At 44.9% G+C, this 18,195-nt stretch carries 14 protein-coding genes; all 14 read right to left on the bottom strand.

The window, feature by feature from the left end:
- Positions 1–5 precede the first annotated feature (5 nt).
- The 14 genes from BT_RS07700 to BT_RS07765 all read right to left on the bottom strand — a co-directional run bounded on the left by BT_RS07700 (position 6) and on the right by BT_RS07765 (position 18,125).
- Positions 6–674: a CDP-alcohol phosphatidyltransferase family protein gene (locus tag BT_RS07700; RefSeq protein WP_008762243.1), complete on the bottom strand. Its 669-nt coding sequence runs from the start codon at positions 672–674 to the stop codon at positions 6–8.
- 39 nt (positions 675–713) lie between these two features.
- Positions 714–1,178, bottom strand: a complete 465-nt coding sequence (locus tag BT_RS07705) for a GtrA family protein (protein WP_008764781.1) — start codon at positions 1,176–1,178, stop codon at positions 714–716.
- 14 nt (positions 1,179–1,192) lie between these two features.
- Positions 1,193–1,672 (bottom strand): phosphatidylglycerophosphatase A family protein, encoded by a 480-nt coding sequence (locus BT_RS07710; RefSeq protein ID WP_008762241.1) that lies wholly within the window; start codon positions 1,670–1,672, stop codon positions 1,193–1,195.
- 149 nt (positions 1,673–1,821) lie between these two features.
- Positions 1,822–3,111, bottom strand: coding sequence for an inositol-3-phosphate synthase (locus BT_RS07715; RefSeq protein ID WP_008762240.1), 1,290 nt, complete (start codon positions 3,109–3,111; stop codon positions 1,822–1,824).
- Positions 3,112–3,219: 108 nt separating this feature from the next.
- The gene (locus tag BT_RS07720) at positions 3,220–5,772 is read right to left on the bottom strand and encodes a DUF5686 and carboxypeptidase-like regulatory domain-containing protein (protein ID WP_011107841.1); all 2,553 of its coding nucleotides are present in this window, start codon (positions 5,770–5,772) and stop codon (positions 3,220–3,222) included.
- Between the two features lie 107 nt (positions 5,773–5,879).
- Positions 5,880–7,172, bottom strand: coding sequence for a sensor histidine kinase (locus tag BT_RS07725; RefSeq protein ID WP_011107842.1), 1,293 nt, complete (start codon positions 7,170–7,172; stop codon positions 5,880–5,882).
- Positions 7,173–7,193: 21 nt separating this feature from the next.
- On the bottom strand, positions 7,194–8,543 hold the full coding sequence (locus tag BT_RS07730; RefSeq protein ID WP_008762237.1) for a sigma-54-dependent transcriptional regulator: 1,350 nt from the start codon (positions 8,541–8,543) through the stop codon (positions 7,194–7,196).
- A gap of 68 nt (positions 8,544–8,611) precedes the next feature.
- On the bottom strand, positions 8,612–10,090 hold the full coding sequence (locus BT_RS07735; protein WP_011107843.1) for a TolC family protein: 1,479 nt from the start codon (positions 10,088–10,090) through the stop codon (positions 8,612–8,614).
- 131 nt (positions 10,091–10,221) lie between these two features.
- Positions 10,222–12,831, bottom strand: coding sequence for a sensor histidine kinase (locus tag BT_RS07740; protein WP_008762235.1), 2,610 nt, complete (start codon positions 12,829–12,831; stop codon positions 10,222–10,224).
- 83 nt (positions 12,832–12,914) lie between these two features.
- Positions 12,915–14,168: an ABC transporter permease gene (locus tag BT_RS07745; protein WP_008764774.1), complete on the bottom strand. Its 1,254-nt coding sequence runs from the start codon at positions 14,166–14,168 to the stop codon at positions 12,915–12,917.
- A gap of 32 nt (positions 14,169–14,200) precedes the next feature.
- Positions 14,201–15,490 (bottom strand): ABC transporter permease, encoded by a 1,290-nt coding sequence (locus BT_RS07750; RefSeq protein ID WP_008764773.1) that lies wholly within the window; start codon positions 15,488–15,490, stop codon positions 14,201–14,203.
- Positions 15,491–15,527: 37 nt separating this feature from the next.
- Positions 15,528–16,154: a GIN domain-containing protein gene (locus BT_RS07755; protein ID WP_008764772.1), complete on the bottom strand. Its 627-nt coding sequence runs from the start codon at positions 16,152–16,154 to the stop codon at positions 15,528–15,530.
- Between the two features lie 29 nt (positions 16,155–16,183).
- A complete protein-coding gene (locus BT_RS07760; RefSeq protein WP_011107844.1) occupies positions 16,184–16,849 on the bottom strand; it encodes an ABC transporter ATP-binding protein in 666 nt (221 codons plus the stop codon).
- 28 nt (positions 16,850–16,877) lie between these two features.
- Positions 16,878–18,125 carry an efflux RND transporter periplasmic adaptor subunit gene (locus BT_RS07765; RefSeq protein WP_011107845.1) on the bottom strand — a complete coding sequence of 416 codons (1,248 nt, stop codon included), beginning with the start codon at positions 18,123–18,125 and terminating at the stop codon, positions 16,878–16,880.
- Positions 18,126–18,195: the final 70 nt, after the last annotated feature.

An 18,195-nucleotide genomic window follows, 5' to 3' on the forward strand; every position in this document is an offset into this window, starting at 1 on the left:
TTTAATTAGTCATTCTTCTTTTCGTTCGCTGTCATCACCTTATAGCAATGTCTCACGCGTGCGAAAGCTGTGATATTGGCGAACACAGCGACGATTGTCAAAGGCACCATCAATATCAGCATCGGATCAAAAGCGGTAATATCCTTGAATACACCGCAGAACAAGGCTCCGAGACTTGTCAGAACCACACGCTCCGGGCGTTGCATAAATCCAACCTTGCACTCAATGCCCAGACCTTCGGCGCGGGCACGCACATAGCTCACCATCAGCGAACCGATCAGGGCAACAAACGCAATGATAGCGTAAATGAAATAGTCTTTGACTGACAAATAGTAACAGATACCGAAGAAAGTCATCAACTCACTGTAACGATCAAGCACAGAATCGTAGAGGGCACCGAATTTGGAACTCATGTTTCCCAGACGTGCCACACGCCCGTCCATCATATCGAACAATCCGGCAAAAAGGATCACACCTCCTGCCCATCCAAGAATGGACAAATCATTCTGTCCGCCACAGATACCGGCATAGACAAACATACCTGCCGCTACCACATTCAGAATAAATCCGGTAGTAGTGATAAAATTAGGGGTGATGCCTATTTTAATCATTCCATGTATCAAAGGATTGATAATCTTATAAATCAGTTGCTGTAAGTAATCTCTGTAATTCATATACCTAAATCTGTTTTTATCTAAATCTTCTGTTTTCTTTCAATTTCTTTTAAACAAGCTTCTTATATCTATATTCCGGTAAACAAAGAAACGCTGCATATTATAATTCCAGAACAACGCTACAATGACTGCCACCACCACTTTAGGGATGATGAAGAAGTCACCGAAATATTGGCTGAGTGTATCACGTACCCACGGAATTTTCGCTAACGATTCCGTCAGAGTGTACGTCCCCCACGTATTCAGCCAAATACTGCAAACCCACACTATTATGAATTTTACAGCAACATGCGTTTTTTTCCCTTTCGATTTAAAAGTCCATTTATAATTGATAATGCAATTGATAATTCCTCCATAGATAGCGCCCGCCAAGGTAGCATATACATAGTAGACATCAAATAGCCTTACCAGAAGGATAGTCACCAGAAAGTCTGCAATAGTCGCCATTTGAGCCGAAAGCTGCGCCCTTAAAAACATAAAGACTCCACCCTTCTGCGAGATCATCCGTGCAACTCTTTTCAGCCAATCACCCATCGTGCCACCGCTATCAAGATAAAACTATATACACCCGCCAGTACATCATCCATCATTACCCCTACTCCACCTTTAAAGTTCTCCATCTTGCGTACTCCCAATGGCTTTACGATATCAAAAATACGGAACAGAGCAAAAGCCGCTATCACGTACCAATACCACCGGTCATTATCGGGAACTGCCAGTAACGGAATCCACACACCTACCATTTCATCGACCACCACACGTGACGGGTCTTCACCCCAACAAGACTCCAACTTATTGGCAGCCCAAATACCTGCAAAGGTAAAAAGAACCACCAAAGCAGCAGTCGTCCATAATAAAGCAGTGAAAGGAAGCAGGAAGTAAAGTGCAATCCAGATGATAGAAGCCAGCAATGCCCCGGCCGTACCGGGAGCAAAAGGAGAAAAACCAGAGCCAAAGCCCGTGCCTATTAAAACAGGTAGAAAGGAAGGTCTCTTCATTAATAGTTGAGAGTTGAGAGTTGAAAATTGAGAGTGGAGGATGATTGGATGTGCTCCAAAAATAAAAGTTGAAAGTTAAAAGTTGTCTAATGCTGCAATTACATTGCAACAACTTTCAACTCTCAACTTTCAACTCTCCACTTATTTAATTAAGCTAAATAATCAGGTTCTTTTTCACCAATCATGTTACGCAATGTCTGTTTTACCATTCTCCATTGTGTGAACAGGTCGTGTTCCGGCTGATGTTCGAAATCGTGCATCGGGCTCTTGCAGAAGAATGACAACCAAGTCTGGATGCCACACATACCTGCACGCATAGCCAAGTCACTGAACAATACCAGGTCAAGTGCAATAGGAGCAGCCAGGATAGAGTCACGGCAAAGGAAGTTTACCTTGATTTCCATCGGATAGCCCATCCATCCGAAGATGTCGATGTTATCCCATGCTTCTTTGTTGTCCTTACGGGGAGGATAGTAGTTGATGCGTACTTTGTGGTAAACGTCTCCATAGAGATCCGGATATTTTTCCGGTTCGAAGATGGTGTCGATTACAGACAGCTTACTAACTTCTTTTGTCTTAAAGTTGTCCGGATCATCCAGCACTTCACCGTCACGGTTACCGAGGATGTTGGTAGAGAACCAACCGTTCACACCCAGCATACGAGTCTTGAACATCGGAGCCAATACGGTTTTCATCAGTGTCTGACCGCTCTTGAAGTCTTTACCGGAGATAGGAACATTCTTCTGTTTAGAGAATTCCCACATGGCCGGAGTATCTACACACAAGTTAGGAGCACCCATCACAAACGGAGCATCTTCTGCGATAGCAGCGTATGCATAACACATACTCGGAGAGATAACTTCTGTGTTGTTATCTTTCATTGCTTTCTCCAAAGCAGCGAGTGACATGTGTTCGTCTGATAACGGAATGTAGATTTCGGTACTTGCAGCCCACAGTACAACAACGCGTTCGCAGTTATTGGCAGCCTTAAAGTCGCGGATGTCCTGACGGAGTTGTTCTACCATTTCCCAACGGGTAGCAGCCTTCTTGATATGTGTACCATTCAGACGTTTTGCCCAGTTGTGATCGAAAGCTGCAGGCATCGGCTTGATAGCTTCCAGTTCATCTTTCACACCGTTCAGGTCTTTTTCTTTCAAAACCTCGGCATACATAGCAGCTTCATATGCGTTGTCCGGGAAGATATCCCATCCACCGAAAACAATGTCGTTCAAATCAGTCAAGGGCACAACGTCCTTGATGAGTTTTTCTTCGTTGTTTTCCATGCGCATTGTGGCTAACTGTGTAATAGATCCTATCGGTTTTGCCAGTCCCTTGCGAGAGGCTAGTGTACCTACAATCATTGTGGTGGCAACCGCACCACCTACTCCAACTACCAACACGCCAAGACGTCCAGTAGCGGGTTTAATTTCTTGTTTCATTTCTATTCTATTAAAATTAAACTAAAATTGATGCAAAAATAAGATTAATTAATTACTAAAGCGACCTTTGTTTGCTATATAAACATTGCAATTAGCAGGATTTAACTTTTAGAAGGTCATGTGAAGACTTATCCTCAGGCCGGACTTGTCAATATCGGGCGAATCCCTATATGTGAGCCGCCAGACGTAGTCTAAACGTAATACCTTGAAAATGTTTTCAATACCCACACCCGCCTCCACGTAAGGTGTTTTTCCCATTGTACGGGTACTTGCTATCGGAAAAGCGAACAAACCGTCTGTCATATCCGGATTATTCTTATCACTCAAATGCCCATAAAGTCCACGACAGGAAACTATTTCCCTCCATTTCAGTTTTTTCAACAATGGGATACGATTGAACAACCACCCGTTGAGGAAATAGGTGACGTCCCACGAAAAGTATTCATCATTCATAAACTCCATAGCATTCATTAACGAATAGGATTCCGGCTGAATGGTGTAGGAAAGGTTCGCATTCGGCATAATGAGCAACGGAAAGGGAACTTTATCCCATACCTTCCCTGCTTTCAGAATAATATCCGTATAGCCGAAAGCGGAAAACCAGAAACGTTTCTGTATACCCGCTTCGGTATGATTATAGGTGTAATCACTTCCCAGTACTCCTTTTCCGGCAATGGTGTGCGACAGTGTAAACACCGGAGCATCCAGCGATACAGGGAAGCGGTTCCATTGTGTCTGAAAGAATTTCTCGTTCGGGGCATAGCGCAGCTTCAACTCCGCCGCACTGGTAGAGAAGTCTTTAACCGGAGAGTAAACCTCACCGTCTTTCCGCAGAAAAGGAATCAGGTAGCTCGATTCATCCGTCCGCCTGCGTGCCGTTAGCTGGAAGGAGAAACCGGAATAAAACTCATTGGTATAGCTCATTTCCGCTTGCCGGTAATAGCCGATACGATCATCTTTCTCACGCTTCAAGGCAAGGAAGACATTGTCTTTGCTTGTGTACAGATAGTTTTGTCCGTATTGGTTAACGTCCGATTCATAACGTACTTTCAGTGAATGGATGGGAAATTCATTGGCATATTCCTTTTTCTTTTTAAAGGAGTATTCTACTTCCGCCAGTCCTTTCAGCCTTTCGTCTTTGAAGCCATAAGCGATATAGCCTTTGCCGAACAGATGAGGGTTGAGCCATGCGGTCGTCATTCCACCAGCACGGATACGCGGTCCTTCCAGCGTATTCCCGCTGATGGTGGCATTCATGGGACCGATATAGAAAAGAGGGGCTTCTTTAGAGGTCGGGATGTATCCGGTGAAGAGAATGGATAGCACCTTTTCCGTCCAATAATAGACCGGATAGCCACGCAGTTGCGCCATCAGGCGGTCTACGGAGTTCTCCTGTTGCGAGATGGCTGCTTGCGGACGGTTCTCCGCCCAGAAGGTTTCGGGTCGGGACAGCGCTTCGGTTTCTTCGATGATACGTTCCGGTTTGGTGAAGGCTTTATCGGCTTCCTCGGTCGGAAGGAAAGAATAATGACTGTAATCCGCCACTCGACGGGCAAAGATACCATCCTGTCCTTCGGTCAGTTTGAATTCTACGGTGATACTTTCATGGTCGAGCAGACGAGTACCGTCTTCTGCCCGCTTAAATTCCTGTTCAAGCAGCATATAATCGACAAAGTTCAGATTGATCTTCTTCGGGAAGTTAAGTACGGCACGTTTGACAAAGTAGGTAGAGTCGAGCGTGACATACAAGTGCCCGTTAAAACCGAAAGATTCGGAATTAAAGGGGGTGAAAGCAAGGTCTGCACAGGTTTCACCGCCGATCTGCAAGGTATCCATCAGATAATATTTGTAGAATCCTGTCCCGATGCGGGATAAGGGGCTGACGAACTTATTGGTGAACAGGGAGATGTTGTTCTCGTAAATGTCCACGTCTTTAAAGACTTCATTAATAGCAGCCTGCATACCTTGTTTGGAAAGGAATTCATCGACTCCTGCCTGCTTGCGTCCTTTCACCCACTGCTTTTCGGAATGAGGAGATTTGCGGTAGTAGTCCGTAGCAAGAAGTTCACGGGCAGATACGGTCAGTATCGGTTTTCCGGTGACGGCAGAGGTGTCTACATATTCTGTCAGGAAATCAAATTTGCGGTATAGCCATTTCTTCTGTTTCTCTTCGTCGAAGTTGTTCAGCGCAAAGGTAGTCTTCTCATAACGGTCGCGCTGCCAGAAGTCTTTCTCATTAGGAGAATGGTCGTCACGATGTTCTATCATCCGACGGACAAACTCCACAGCGGGATTGTCTTTCTTACGGTAATGCTCGCGTTTAGGCTTCACCAATACTTCGTTGAGCGCATATGTAGCGGGAGAAAGTGCTACTTTATACGAAAGATTACGTGCCGGATGGATCAGCCGGCTATATTCATTATAGCCTACGGTTGAGATCACAAGCACTCCTTCGGAGCGATGGGTTTTGAAATAAAAGCGTCCGTCACTTCCGGTAGTCGTTCCTTCGGTCGTGTTTTTCAGACGTACAGATACATAAGATAAGGGTTCTCTGGTCAGAGAATCAGTCACCACACCCTGCACTATGTATTGGGCACTTAGCGGAATACTGATAGCCAATAAAAGAAAGAGCGCTACTGCACCTTTAATTATTAATCTCATATCTTATACCTTAACATCCTATTGAATTGAGCGGGGCAAAGGTAGGAGGGATTTCAGAACAAAAAAAGGTCTATATAGCGGAAGAACTGTTCTCGTTTGACATTTGATCAAGGAAAAAGAATACGGAATCTGGTCAATCCGTCGGCATAAGTCCGCAGAGAGAAGGTACAGCCGTGACGCATCAGAACCTCCCGGATAAAGATCAGTCCGATTCCCTGACCATTGGGCTTGGTGGAGAAGAACGGGCTGAACAGCTTCGCTTCCACCTCTTTGCTGATTCCCTTACCGTTGTCCACCACTTCGATAGTGGCAGGAGAAAGGGTGCGGACGATAATCTCGCCATCCTTTTCGATGCTTTCCGCAGCATTCTTGATGATGTTTACCAGTACCTGTTCGAAGAGGGAGGCATCCATTTTTACCTCTTTCAGTGTTTCGTCTATCTCCAGACGAAGTTTTATGTTCCGGTCGGCACACATACCTTCCATAAAACGCTTGCAGGTAAATGCGAGGTCATTCAGGTCGACAGGCGTGAGCGTCGGTTCGGGAATCTTCACTACATCGGCAAAACGGGTGATGAAACGGCTCATAGAGAAACAGCGTTCGATACATACACGCATGACATCGCAAATATCATCCATGCCTTCTTCGGCAGAAAGCGCCTGCTCTACTGTATCCAGTGTGGAGGTTATTCCGGCAGTAGTGTTGTTCACTTCGTGGGCAATCATGCGGATCACCTTCTCGTAGGCTTTCTTCTCTGCCTTCATCACTTCGTCCGTCAGACTTTCTATCAGGAAGAAGGGGTGCTGAAATCCACGGTCAATAAAAGAGGAATGCGTACATCTATAAATATTCGAATCATTCAGACGGACGGTAGCCGTTTCTCCTTTCGGCACATTTGCCAACTCGGCGGCAAGCGGAGAATCTATCTCGTTCATCTTTTTGCCCAAGACATCTTCCTGACGGACACCCAGCATTTTCTGCGCCATCGGGTTCAGCTCGGAAAGGTCCTCGTCCAATGTGGTGAGGATGACTCCCATCGGAGAGGCTTTAATCAGCAGGTCAAGGAAGTTATTCTGTTCGCGAAGACGGAGACGTTCATTCTTTAGTTGCTCCATCATCCGGTTGAAGACGTTCACAATACGGTCGGCTTCATATTGCCCCACGGGACTTAACCGGCTGCTGAAATCCTGTTCGCGCAACAGTTCCATACCGCTTCCGATAGAGTTCAGCGGTTTCACAATTTTACGATAGAAAAACGGGAGATAACACAGGATAAAAAGGACCAACCCCTCTCCTATATAGAAATAGATCAGGTTCAACCGGCTTGAAAGGAAAAGCAATCCACCCCCCAAGACCAGAAGCAGGAAAACGAGTATACCAAAAAATCCTTTTATACGCATAATAATAGTAAGGTCTATCTGCTAAACACTGATTCCAAACTTCTCCAAACGACGGTAAAGGGCGGCACGACTGATGCCAAGCGCTGTAGCTACCTGACTCAAATTTCCCTTATGACGCTCCAAAGCCTGCAAAATCGTCTGCCGTTCTATTTCATCCAGAGTCATACCAGCAAAGGATGCGCCTTCGGCGACTTTCTGATCTTCGTGACGGATATACTGAGCATCAAAGTCGGCGGCATCAAGCGTCGGCTTTCCATTGACCAGAATCGTACGTTCTACCAGATTCTTCAATTCACGGATATTTCCCGGATAAGGTAAGCGACTCAGAAACTGCAAGGCATCCGCCGAAAATTCGGTGCGAGGAAAACCGTTGGCCTCTGCCTGACGATCGGCAAAGTGACGTGCCAGCAAGGGAATATCCTCCCGACGCTCACGCAAAGCCGGCAGTCTGACGGTAATCAGATTAATACGGTAAAACAAATCTTCGCGGAAAGTACGTTCGCCCACCATCTTGCGTAAATCGGCATTGGTAGCGGAGACGACACGAATATCCGTCTTACGGGGACGGCTGTCTCCCAATACTTCAAACGTCTGATCTTGTAACACCCGCAAGAGCTTCACTTGACAAGAAGGGTCGAGATCACCGATCTCGTCCAGAAAGATGGTTCCTTTGTTCGCCATCTCAAAGCGTCCGATACGGTCGGAGGAAGCATCCGTAAAAGCTCCTTTCTTATGGCCGAACATTTCACTTTCGAACAGACTTTGGGAGATTCCTCCCAAGTTCACTTTGACAAAAGGCTGTTTGGCACGCTGGCTGTTGATGTGTATCGCCTCGGCTATCAGTTCCTTGCCCGTCCCACTTTCTCCGGTGATCAGTACGGAAGCATTCGTCTTTGCTATACGGGCAATGGTGTTCAGTACTTCCGTCAGTCCCTGACTACGGCCGATGATATGACGACGGTCGAAAGCGTCATTCTGTTCCTGCGTTGTCTCTTTGGGAGAGCCTGCCAGTTCCAAAGCCGTCTCGATACGTTGCAACAATGCCGCATTATTCCAAGGTTTGGTGATAAAATCGAAGGCTCCTGCCTGCATACCTTGCACGGCAAGCTGTATGCTTCCCCAGGCGGTCATCAGTATCACCGGAGTTTCCGGACGGAATATTTTCACTTGCCTGAGCAAAGTCAGCCCTTCTTCACCTGTAGTAGAAAGGGTGAAGTTCATATCCATTAAGATTAAATCCGGTGCTACGGAACGCACCACCTCCATAGCTTCTCGGGGACCGGAAACCGTTTGTGCTTCATATCCAGCCCGCTTCAACATAAAACTGAGTGAAGAGCGTACCGCACTGTCGTCGTCTATTATTAAAATCATAGTTTAAATTACTTGTGACAAAGATATTGTAAATACTCAATACAAGCAACAAATAGCCCGATTAATCCCTATTGCCGCACTATTTCATCAAAATCTGCTTCCAACTCCGTGTTAGCCTGGAAATCCCAGAGAGTCAGACTACGGATCTGATAAAAGTAATACCAGTAATAATAAAGTTCGGAGATGTGCTTCCGGCGCGCCTCGTCTTTGGCGTTCTGGGCGTCATTTAAATCCAGCGTGTTGATTTTACCTATCAGGAAGGTTTCAATACTGGTTTTGTAACGTTGCTGAGCTATGCCATCCGCCTCTTTGGCTATCTCCAATTGCTGTGCCTGATTATTGAAATGCTCTACCAGCAAGAATATGTCCTGATTGAAGTTGATCTGTTCCTGCCGGATCTTCGAAAGCACTACATCGCGGTTGCTTTTCGCTACCCGTACCTTTCCGCGTCTCTTTCCCCAGTCCAGAATCGGAATCTGAACGCCTACCTGCACAATCTGATTATCCTGCAAGTTCCTGTAGACACTGGAAAGTTCACGACTCTCTCCCGTATATCCTACACTAGCAAACAAATTAATGCTACGCAGATTACCACGTGCCGTAGCTACCGCATAATCGGCCTCCAACTGACGGCGACGAATATTCTGGGCAAAAGAATTACGTTCCAGCGCTTTATTCAAAACCATATTATATTCCATTTTACCACAATCTACCGACTCGGGAACGACAGGACGGAGGATTTCATCCTCTCCCACTCCCAGAAAGGCACGAAGCTGGAACATCTTGGCATTCAGATCACTTTCGGCTTCGGTCAACGCAGCCTTTGCATTCAATGCCGAAAGTTTTAACTGGAGAAGTTCATTTTCCGAAATCTGTCCCATCTTGCGTTTAGCTATAGCCACTTCGTAAAGCTGATTGGCATTCGTCAAGTTCTGACGGGCGGTTCCAAGAGTCTCCTTCGCCAACAGCAGATCAAAATAATAGGTAATAGCCCGCATCGTCACTTCTTCGGTAGCTGTGATAAATTCCGCTTTCGCTTCGGCATATCGCACAGGTTCTATACGCCTGTTCCACTTCACATTATTCACACCAAGAATAGGTTGGGTCAGTTTTAAAGTAACAGGAACGGACATCAGATGGCGATCACCGCTATTACCCAGTTGCTTTAGGTAGTCGAGGGAAGAGGTTAGTGAAAGTTGTCCACCGGTAAGCCAGATATTCTGGTCGATGGAAAGTTCACCGGAAAGACCTAAGGCGCTGTTGCGGACAAAGCTGTAAGAACCGTCCGGATTCTGATAGGAGCCGTAAGATTTATTGTAATTAGGCAGTGTTCCTTTCAGATTGATTTCCGGAAGAAGATCGGCACGGAATGTGCGATATTCCCAATAAGATGTTTTCAACTCATTCAAGGCAACGGCAGCGTCAACAGACTGCATACGCGCCATAGCGATAGCTTCGTTCAAGGTGATTTCCCTCTCTTTCTGTGCCGACACTGCCAAAGGCAGACAGATTGCAGCCAGAACAAACAATATACTTTTCTTTTTCATTGTACACGGTATTTTCCAGTCAGATAGAATCAAACCATGTGCCAAAAGAATAATACATTTACTATCAATCGGTTAGAGAAATGTATCAGTGTTCATTTTCGGACACTATGCACAGAAATGAACGTTCAGTCTTATTCGCAGAAATTCGGGATACGTACAGTAAAGCGAGTTCCCCTGCCTACTTCGGAAGTCACAAAGATCGTTCCTCTCAGACGTTCGACAATCGTCTGGCAGATACTCAATCCAAGACCGGCTCCCTGTGTAAAGTTGTCCACCTTATAGAATCGTTCGAAGATATGACGGATACCTTCTTCGGAAATGCCGACTCCCGTATCTTCCACAAAGATTCGGGTATATTCGGGATCTTCATCTTCCTCATATCCGAAAGTAATGGAACCGTAAGTCGTAAACTTGGCAGCATTATTGATCAGATTATTGACGACTTGTTGGAGACGGACATTATCTGTCACCAGGTATTTTTTCTCATTATCGGGCATACGAAGCAACAGTTCCACTCTCGGAGGCATATTCAGTTGTTGAGAATCATGCACTGTCTTCAGCAGCAGAGGCAAATTATGATTGGCAAACATAAATTCCATTGTTCCTGACTCGATACGCGACAGATCGAGAATATCATTAATCAATGCAAGTAACAATCCGCAATTCTTATTGATCGTTGCTATAAATTGCCCTATTTCCTCTTCTGTAAAGCCGCTTGTATCGCTCAACAAGTCGGAGAAACCGACAATAGCATTCAGTGGTGTACGGATTTCATGACTCATATTGGCAAGGAAAGCAGATTTCAGTTTGTCAGCCTGAAGTGCCTTATCACGCGCCTCCCTCATTTCCTGTTCTGCTGTCTTATAACGTTGGATACTTTGGCATACACCTAATATATTATATAGCGAATCTCTCGTCAGACCGGAAATAACAGAGGAACGGTATTCCCACCATTCATATTCTCCATTGGCATTGCGCTGACGGAAATTCAAACGGGTATTGGTTTCTTTTCCCGCCAATGTTTTATCAAAGAGAATACGCATTTCCTTCAAATCCTCCGGATAAACCATACGATCCATTTCGTCGCGGGTGATGGAAGTAATCGACTCATCATAACCAAAACGAACAAGAAAACCTTGCGGAAAGATGAAACTATTACTCTCCACATCAAACTGCCAAGGGTAAATAGAACTTTCCTCCACGGCCATGTCAAAGAAACGTTTCTGCATTTCTTCATCCGATACGTTGCGTGCCGAAAGTGCCATACCGGTAATCTGCCCGCCTGAATGAATCGGAACAACTTCCCCGGAAACCGGGAAATAATGTTCGCTATGTACTTCTTTCATAAAAGCCCCATCGGGAATAATGACACTCTGCCCAGTCTCTCCCACCTTCTTCAATATCTTGTAAAGGATATCCTGACCGTTATAGTATATTTTGAAAATACTGCCCGCCATCATTCCTTCATAATTCCGTCCGCCCGATTCTGAGGGTAAATGAAGGATCTTCAGCAGAGAACGGTTGGTAAAGTGAATATGAAGATCAGTATCATATGTGATCACACCGTCGCGTATGGAATGGAAGATATTATCAAACTCATTCCGCTGTTCCACCAGTTTATTCTGCACCAACAAGCGGGTCTGGGCATGTATCCGTCGCTTAGCTTCACGACGGTTGACACGAATGAGCCACACGATAGAGACGATCAACAATGCCAGGATAGATGGATAAAGAAGAATAAACAATAATTTATATCTTTCCCAATACGGCTGATTAACAACACTGCCACTGGAGGAAACCTTATCCGGGTCTATATGAAAGAAGTCCAGCTGTTTATAATCGTAAATAAATCCCTGTTCCGTCTCCGTCACACCCAGTTTCAAGGGAGATTCCCCCTTCAACACTCGCGATGCCTTCTTTGCAGCAGACATCGCAGAGGTATAGGCGTCTGCGTCATATGCCGCAAATACACCGTTCATCAGCCCCACATTCTGACTGGAGAAGACCGGTGCTTTGGAGTTCTTGCCTACAAACGAAAGGAACGGTGACCATTTGGGAGCAACCACAACCCGAGCATAACTATTGCGGGGATAACAGATAGCCGCAATAATATGATTGGTTGATTCATGCTGGGTATTGTAGAGTTTCATCTTGTAATCCGGATTCTCTTCCTGAAAAAGCTGCCATTCTTGTTTGAAGTCCTCACGTCCCTTATTACTCAGAAAACTGTTGTCAATCACACATATCACTTCTTTCCGTTGGGGAAATACCTTTTGTGCCTGCTTTAAGATCACATAAAAATCGGGATTAGCGGTGAATCCGCATACATTGGGAAGACTCGCTATAAGTTCTTTATCGGGATATTTGATTCCGAAAAACACAACCGGAACTTGGTAAGGCAACGAATCGCCGGAAGAGAAAAGAGTGTAAAAAGCCTCATCGCTGGCTGTGATAATCATATCCGTCTTTCTGTCACGGGCACGCTGACAAAAACGCTGCATAATCACTTTCTCCGAACTGAATGACCAAAAATCGGCATCCAAATATTCAGTAGTAATATTTACTTTCAGTCCATTCTCTTTGAATCCCTTGGTCAGCCCCTCATTCAGGTCGTTGTGCCAAGGGGTTTGCGAGGTATAAGATTGAATAAAAAGTATGTTGTATGTATGTTCTGCTGCCGCCGCCCGGGCAAAAACAACGAAGAACAAAACAACAAACAAACAGTAATATTGTCGGTTCATAAGCAAAAAACAGCATTGTTTTCAACATTTTGCCTACAAAGATAAGTTATTATATTGAAAACAATGCAAATAGCTTCAGTTTTTTATTCCTCGCGTAAGGCTTCTGCCGGCTGTATACGGATCGCCTGCCGGGCGGGGAACCAAATGCCTATGAGTATCATCAAAGCCATCAAAAGACTTGTCACACAAAAAGTGATAAGAAAACGAATGATACTCCACTCTATACCACCTTCCGTCAGTTCCAGATAACCTATATTATAACAAATAATTGCAGCAGGCAAAGCAGCCAGTGCCAGTAGCAACAAGCCTTCTTTATTAAGACGATGCCAGAGTCCCATGCGGGTGGAACCGACTGCGACACGAAGTCCGAGTTCTCCACGACGATGCTGGGTACGAAACCAGAATGTACCGACTATTCCCAACAGGATATTCACCAACAAAAAGCCCATCATCCAAAACCGCGTCTGCATCTGATTGACATTGGTACGATTATAATCCTCACGTATCATCTCGTAATCGTGTACCTTCAGTATAAAAAGATTTCCCACACTGAACTGGGTATCCGACTGTTCCATCAGACGCTCCGGAAAGCCGGGAGCCGTATTCGGCTTTACACGCAGGCAAACTTCCGTATTGAGCGGATACAGGTCATCATTAATCTCGGCCAATTGTGCTTCCGTAAGAGGAATAGCCATATAGCGATCGCTGTAATTTGGCCAAAAATCATTGTAACGTACCTTAGTCGATACGGCAGCTATTTTATAAACGTCTGTAGAATCATCCACATTCACGACTTCTTTTCCCAACAACGTACGGTCACCCTTATAACCGTCAGGCCATATATTCTCGCTGAGAACCGCATTTCCGTTTTTTATAGCCTGCATTAAAGGCTGATATCCCTGTCCATCCGCACTTTGATAACGGAACACCTGAAAAAACTCCGGTGTTACCGGACGTCTCAACGGACTGCGCACCAGCGTATCAAGGCGAAAACGGATGCCGGAATTACTTCCTATATACGGACGTGCATTCACTGATATCGAGACAGCCTCTACTTCCGGCAAGCGACGGAGTCGGTTAGTCAGTTCAACAATGTCCTGTCCCGTCGTCGTTTCCTTCTGCCCTCTCGGAATATAAGAATCACTCTTATTGTTTTTCAGACTGAGTTCCAGATAGTAAGTATTGGTGATGTCATATCCCAGCGGTTCGTAATAAGTACGCGCTGTTGCATACGTCCAATCGACAATATACCACAACACCACGAAAACAATCAGCAATTCTGCCCACAGCCACCCGTTCGAGCGACGTTCGTTCCATATTTGTTTTAACAGTTGCATCTTCTTAAAAATTAGTTTGTTGAATGTTTCGGTTATCTCTCATTGATGGCATCCACAATATTTGTCCGTGTCACTCTCCATGCCGGAATAGCAGCACTCAATAAATTAAGTGCAAAGCAGGCAAAAAATGCGAGCAAGAACACAACCGGGTCAAACAGCAGATCCATACACATGGTCCGCAAATCCGTCACACCATTACCCATAAAGTCAATGGAAAACAGCATACTTCCCAAAAAGAAAGTTGCGCCATAACTCAGAATTAATCCGAGCACTCCACCCAACAGTGAATAAAGCATATTCTCAGAAAGTACCTGTATCATCAGTTCGCGTCTGGGCGCACCGAAAGCTTTTCGAACACCGATTTCAGAAAGGCGTTTGCGCATACGCGACAATGTCAGTCCGGAAAGGTTGACAGCAGGTACGATCAACAGAATGATTAACGTTATTATATACTGACGGACAGCCTGCTTCACAGCCGGAGGATTATTGGCTGAATATCGTTGCGCCGCCACAAAATAAGTATCCGGCTGGTCACGATAGAGCAATTCATAATCCGGATAACCTTCCATATATCTGTCCCTGAGACGTTCAGCTTCCATACGGATTGCCGGAAAGTCATCCTGAGATTTAGCCAGAATGTAGACACTCACCATTCCCATAATTCCATATTCACCCCAACTGGCGGTAAACGCATCTGTTGAACTTAAAGGAATCCAAATCTGGGCATAAGCATACCGTGCCAGTTTGGATACGGGACGCACAACTCCACAAATCATATAAGCGGAGTGATTTAAAAGGAATGTTTTTCCGACTACATCCGATGTTCCGAACAATTGCCGGGCTATATCCTCAGATATTACTGCTTTGGTTGCACCGGCATCAAAAGTAGCCTTATCAAACGGATATCCCGAAAGGAAATCGAACTTAAATACTTTCCAGAAATCATCATCCACCTGCAATACACTGCAACTAACCTTCTCTCCCGCTGGCTTGGCAGCCAGCATCGTTTCCGAGAAACTGCTGGTTATAGTAACTGCTTCAGGGGCAGCCATTTCTTTAAAACAGGCTTTCGCTGTCTTATAAGAAACAGGTCCGTTACTCTGCCAGTTCTCGTTTGTTTTATACTGAAATCCCGCATACCTGAAAATCAACATACGGTCACGATAGCTTTCCGGAGCAAAGGGTGCAATAGTAGCACGCAATGTGATCACAATCACCATAATCATAGCAATAGCCAATGCCGTACCTATGATAGAGATAGAAGAAAGTAACTTATTCTCCTTCAACAGGTGAAATGCTTGTTTGAAATAGAGTTTTATCATTGTAATCTCATTATCTTCTCATTCATTTTCATACTTATCAGAATCCCCAGCCTTTCGTGCTCACATCCGGGCATTTCAGGCCTTTATGATTGATTCTGCCTACTCCGTCACGCTTCAGAGAAGCTCTGTCTGCCTTGCCGGACAATTTGATATTTCCGACTCCATCCACTTTGGCTTTCACAGTATTGCAGTTTACATTGACATTCATATTCCCTACCCCGTCTACCATTAATTCCAACTCATCACAATGGAGCTTTTTCACCTCACAGTTTCCCACTCCATCGAGTTTGAAAGTTACATTTTTCAGTTTCAGGGTTTCTTTAGCATTGAAGTTGCCGACACCATCGATCTTTACACTCTTCAAATCAGGGGCTGTGATATAGAACGTCAGGTTCTTAACGTTTTTTACATTCTTCTGCTTATATTCGATAACCAATGTTTCTCCTTTTACCGTTACTTTTGTTTTATCGACATATTCAAAAGGACCTTCCATCCGACAGGAATAAGTATCGGACTGAGTGAAAATAATGTTACCTACCGACCGCAGATTGATAGCGGAAAATTCGCCTACTTTACAATCTTCACTCACATTTTGTGCCCAAAGCGGGCAAAGGGCTACACTTAATAATACCGCAACAGCAGTTATAAAAATATTCTTTGTCATGATTAGCTTTTTTAGAGTTTAAAAGGGGATTACTGTACCTGACGGCCATCGAAGAAACGGATAGTTCTTGAAGTCTGTTTCGCCTGTTCTTCATTATGCGTCACCATAACGATAGTTCGGCCGTCTTCCTTATTCAGCCGATGGAGAAGTTCCATGACTTCGGCACCCATCTTAGAATCCAGATTACCGGTAGGTTCATCGGCCAGAATTATCTCCGGATGACCGATAATTGCACGCGCTATGGTCACACGCTGACACTGACCACCGGAAAGCTGTGTCGGAAAGTGATTCATACGATGACTCAATCCGACTTTTTCCAGTACCTCCTTCGCCAAACGCTTGCGTTCACCGCTGCCGATACGACGATAGAGTAACGGTAACTCAACGTTATCCATCACATTGAGTGAATTAATCAGATGGAAAGACTGGAATACAAAGCCCAGTGTTTTGTTACGGAAAGCCGCCAGTTGCTTATCTTTCATTCCCTCAGTGTGCGTACCGTTAATTTCAACAGTTCCTGTTGTGGGTGCATCAAGCAGTCCCATAATATTCAACAAAGTAGATTTGCCACATCCGGACGGCCCCATAATGCTTAGAAATTCTCCGCGGTCTACGGTCAGATTCACGTTTTCCAGTGCTACCGTTTCAATCTCGTCCGTACGGTAAATCTTAGAGAGAGAAGTCAATGTTATCATAACTATAAGTATTTAATTTAGATCGTTTTTATCTCATTTTCAGCTTATTCTTGTTCTTATAAGAGCTCATATCACTGACTACCACTACATCTCCCGGTTGTAAGCCACTCACCACTTCCACATATTCAAAGTTGGAATCGCCCAGCTGTACTTTACGTTTCACCAGTTCGTCATCAGATGTCCGGACAAAAAGATCATACTCACCACGTCCCACATAGAAAGAAGCGTTTGCCATCCGCATCACATCTTCCTTTACGGCATTCATCACATAAACGTCCGTTTTCAGTCCCGAACGTAAACGGTGGTTATTATCGTCTTTCAACTGCACTGTAAAAGAAATGACTCCGTTTTTAGACAGGGGTGTCACACTGCTGACCGTTCCTTCCAGTTTGTCATTGCCTATCTTCACAACCGCTTTCCCTCCGGCAGCTACCCGGTCACCGTAGGTATCGGCTATTTCACCTTCTACTTTAAAATGGCTTAAGTCTGAGATGATGGCCACCTGTCCGCCTTGCGAAATCTGAGCACCGATCTGATTATTAATGTAGGTAAGAATCGCTTTACGCGGAGACCGAATCTGGGCATCGTCCAGTGTACGCTTCATTTCGGCAAGACTTTTACGGAAGATATTGAAATCCAGTTCCTGCACTTTCAGTTCGGCAGCCGCTACTTCTTTTTCGTTCTTATATTGTTGTTGGAGCTGTTCGTATTCCAGTTGTGCTACGTTATAGCTCAATTCTGCCTGACGCACTTTATCTGTTGTTCCCGCTCCCAGACTGTCCAGATAGTGTTCGTTCCGAAGTTCCACTTTCATGCGGCTCAATTTCATGGCAGAGACCTTAATCTGCATCGCCATATCGGAAAGTTTCGTCTGATTATTGACGCGAAGCTGATCCAGCTTATAGCAGCGCATCTGTTCTTCGTCAAGCAGTTTTTTATATTCCGTTTCCGTGCTCTGAAGGTCGAGTTTCAGAATCGGAGTGCCGATTTCCACACTATCCCCTCCTTTTCTGTATACCTCAACGATACGACTGTTAATGGGAGAATTGATGATTTCTTCAAATGCAGGGACTACCTTACCGGAGGCGCTGACACTAACTTCAATCATTCCCTTATCAACTGTAGAAAGTACCAGATCCTTCTTTTCCACTCCTGTCCGCATGACAGATATAAGTACACCGATAACAACTATACCGGCCACTCCTATCGATGAATAACGGATGATCTTTTTATTGCGTTCTTTGTTACGCACTTCTTTGGGTATTTCTCTGTCCATATCTAAGTATTTACAATTTCACTTTCAGTTGTTTTACCTTTTATTATACCAAATCTATGCCAAAAGCATA

Source organism: Bacteroides thetaiotaomicron VPI-5482 (assembly GCF_000011065.1).
GTDB lineage: Bacteria > Bacteroidota > Bacteroidia > Bacteroidales > Bacteroidaceae > Bacteroides > Bacteroides thetaiotaomicron.

Coding starts and splice junctions, on each gene's coding strand:
- BT_RS07765 (WP_011107845.1), bottom strand. CDS start 18,125: ATGGACAGAGAAATACCCAAAGAAGTGCGTAACAAAGAACGCAATAAA.
- BT_RS07725 (WP_011107842.1), bottom strand. CDS start 7,172: ATGCGTATAAAAGGATTTTTTGGTATACTCGTTTTCCTGCTTCTGGTC.
- BT_RS07730 (WP_008762237.1), bottom strand. CDS start 8,543: ATGATTTTAATAATAGACGACGACAGTGCGGTACGCTCTTCACTCAGT.
- BT_RS07705 (WP_008764781.1), bottom strand. CDS start 1,178: ATGATCTCGCAGAAGGGTGGAGTCTTTATGTTTTTAAGGGCGCAGCTT.
- BT_RS07750 (WP_008764773.1), bottom strand. CDS start 15,490: ATGATAAAACTCTATTTCAAACAAGCATTTCACCTGTTGAAGGAGAAT.
- BT_RS07755 (WP_008764772.1), bottom strand. CDS start 16,154: ATGACAAAGAATATTTTTATAACTGCTGTTGCGGTATTATTAAGTGTA.
- BT_RS07740 (WP_008762235.1), bottom strand. CDS start 12,831: ATGAACCGACAATATTACTGTTTGTTTGTTGTTTTGTTCTTCGTTGTT.
- BT_RS07720 (WP_011107841.1), bottom strand. CDS start 5,772: ATGAGATTAATAATTAAAGGTGCAGTAGCGCTCTTTCTTTTATTGGCT.
- BT_RS07710 (WP_008762241.1), bottom strand. CDS start 1,672: ATGAAGAGACCTTCCTTTCTACCTGTTTTAATAGGCACGGGCTTTGGC.
- BT_RS07745 (WP_008764774.1), bottom strand. CDS start 14,168: ATGCAACTGTTAAAACAAATATGGAACGAACGTCGCTCGAACGGGTGG.
- BT_RS07715 (WP_008762240.1), bottom strand. CDS start 3,111: ATGAAACAAGAAATTAAACCCGCTACTGGACGTCTTGGCGTGTTGGTA.
- BT_RS07735 (WP_011107843.1), bottom strand. CDS start 10,090: ATGAAAAAGAAAAGTATATTGTTTGTTCTGGCTGCAATCTGTCTGCCT.
- BT_RS07700 (WP_008762243.1), bottom strand. CDS start 674: ATGAATTACAGAGATTACTTACAGCAACTGATTTATAAGATTATCAAT.
- BT_RS07760 (WP_011107844.1), bottom strand. CDS start 16,849: ATGATAACATTGACTTCTCTCTCTAAGATTTACCGTACGGACGAGATT.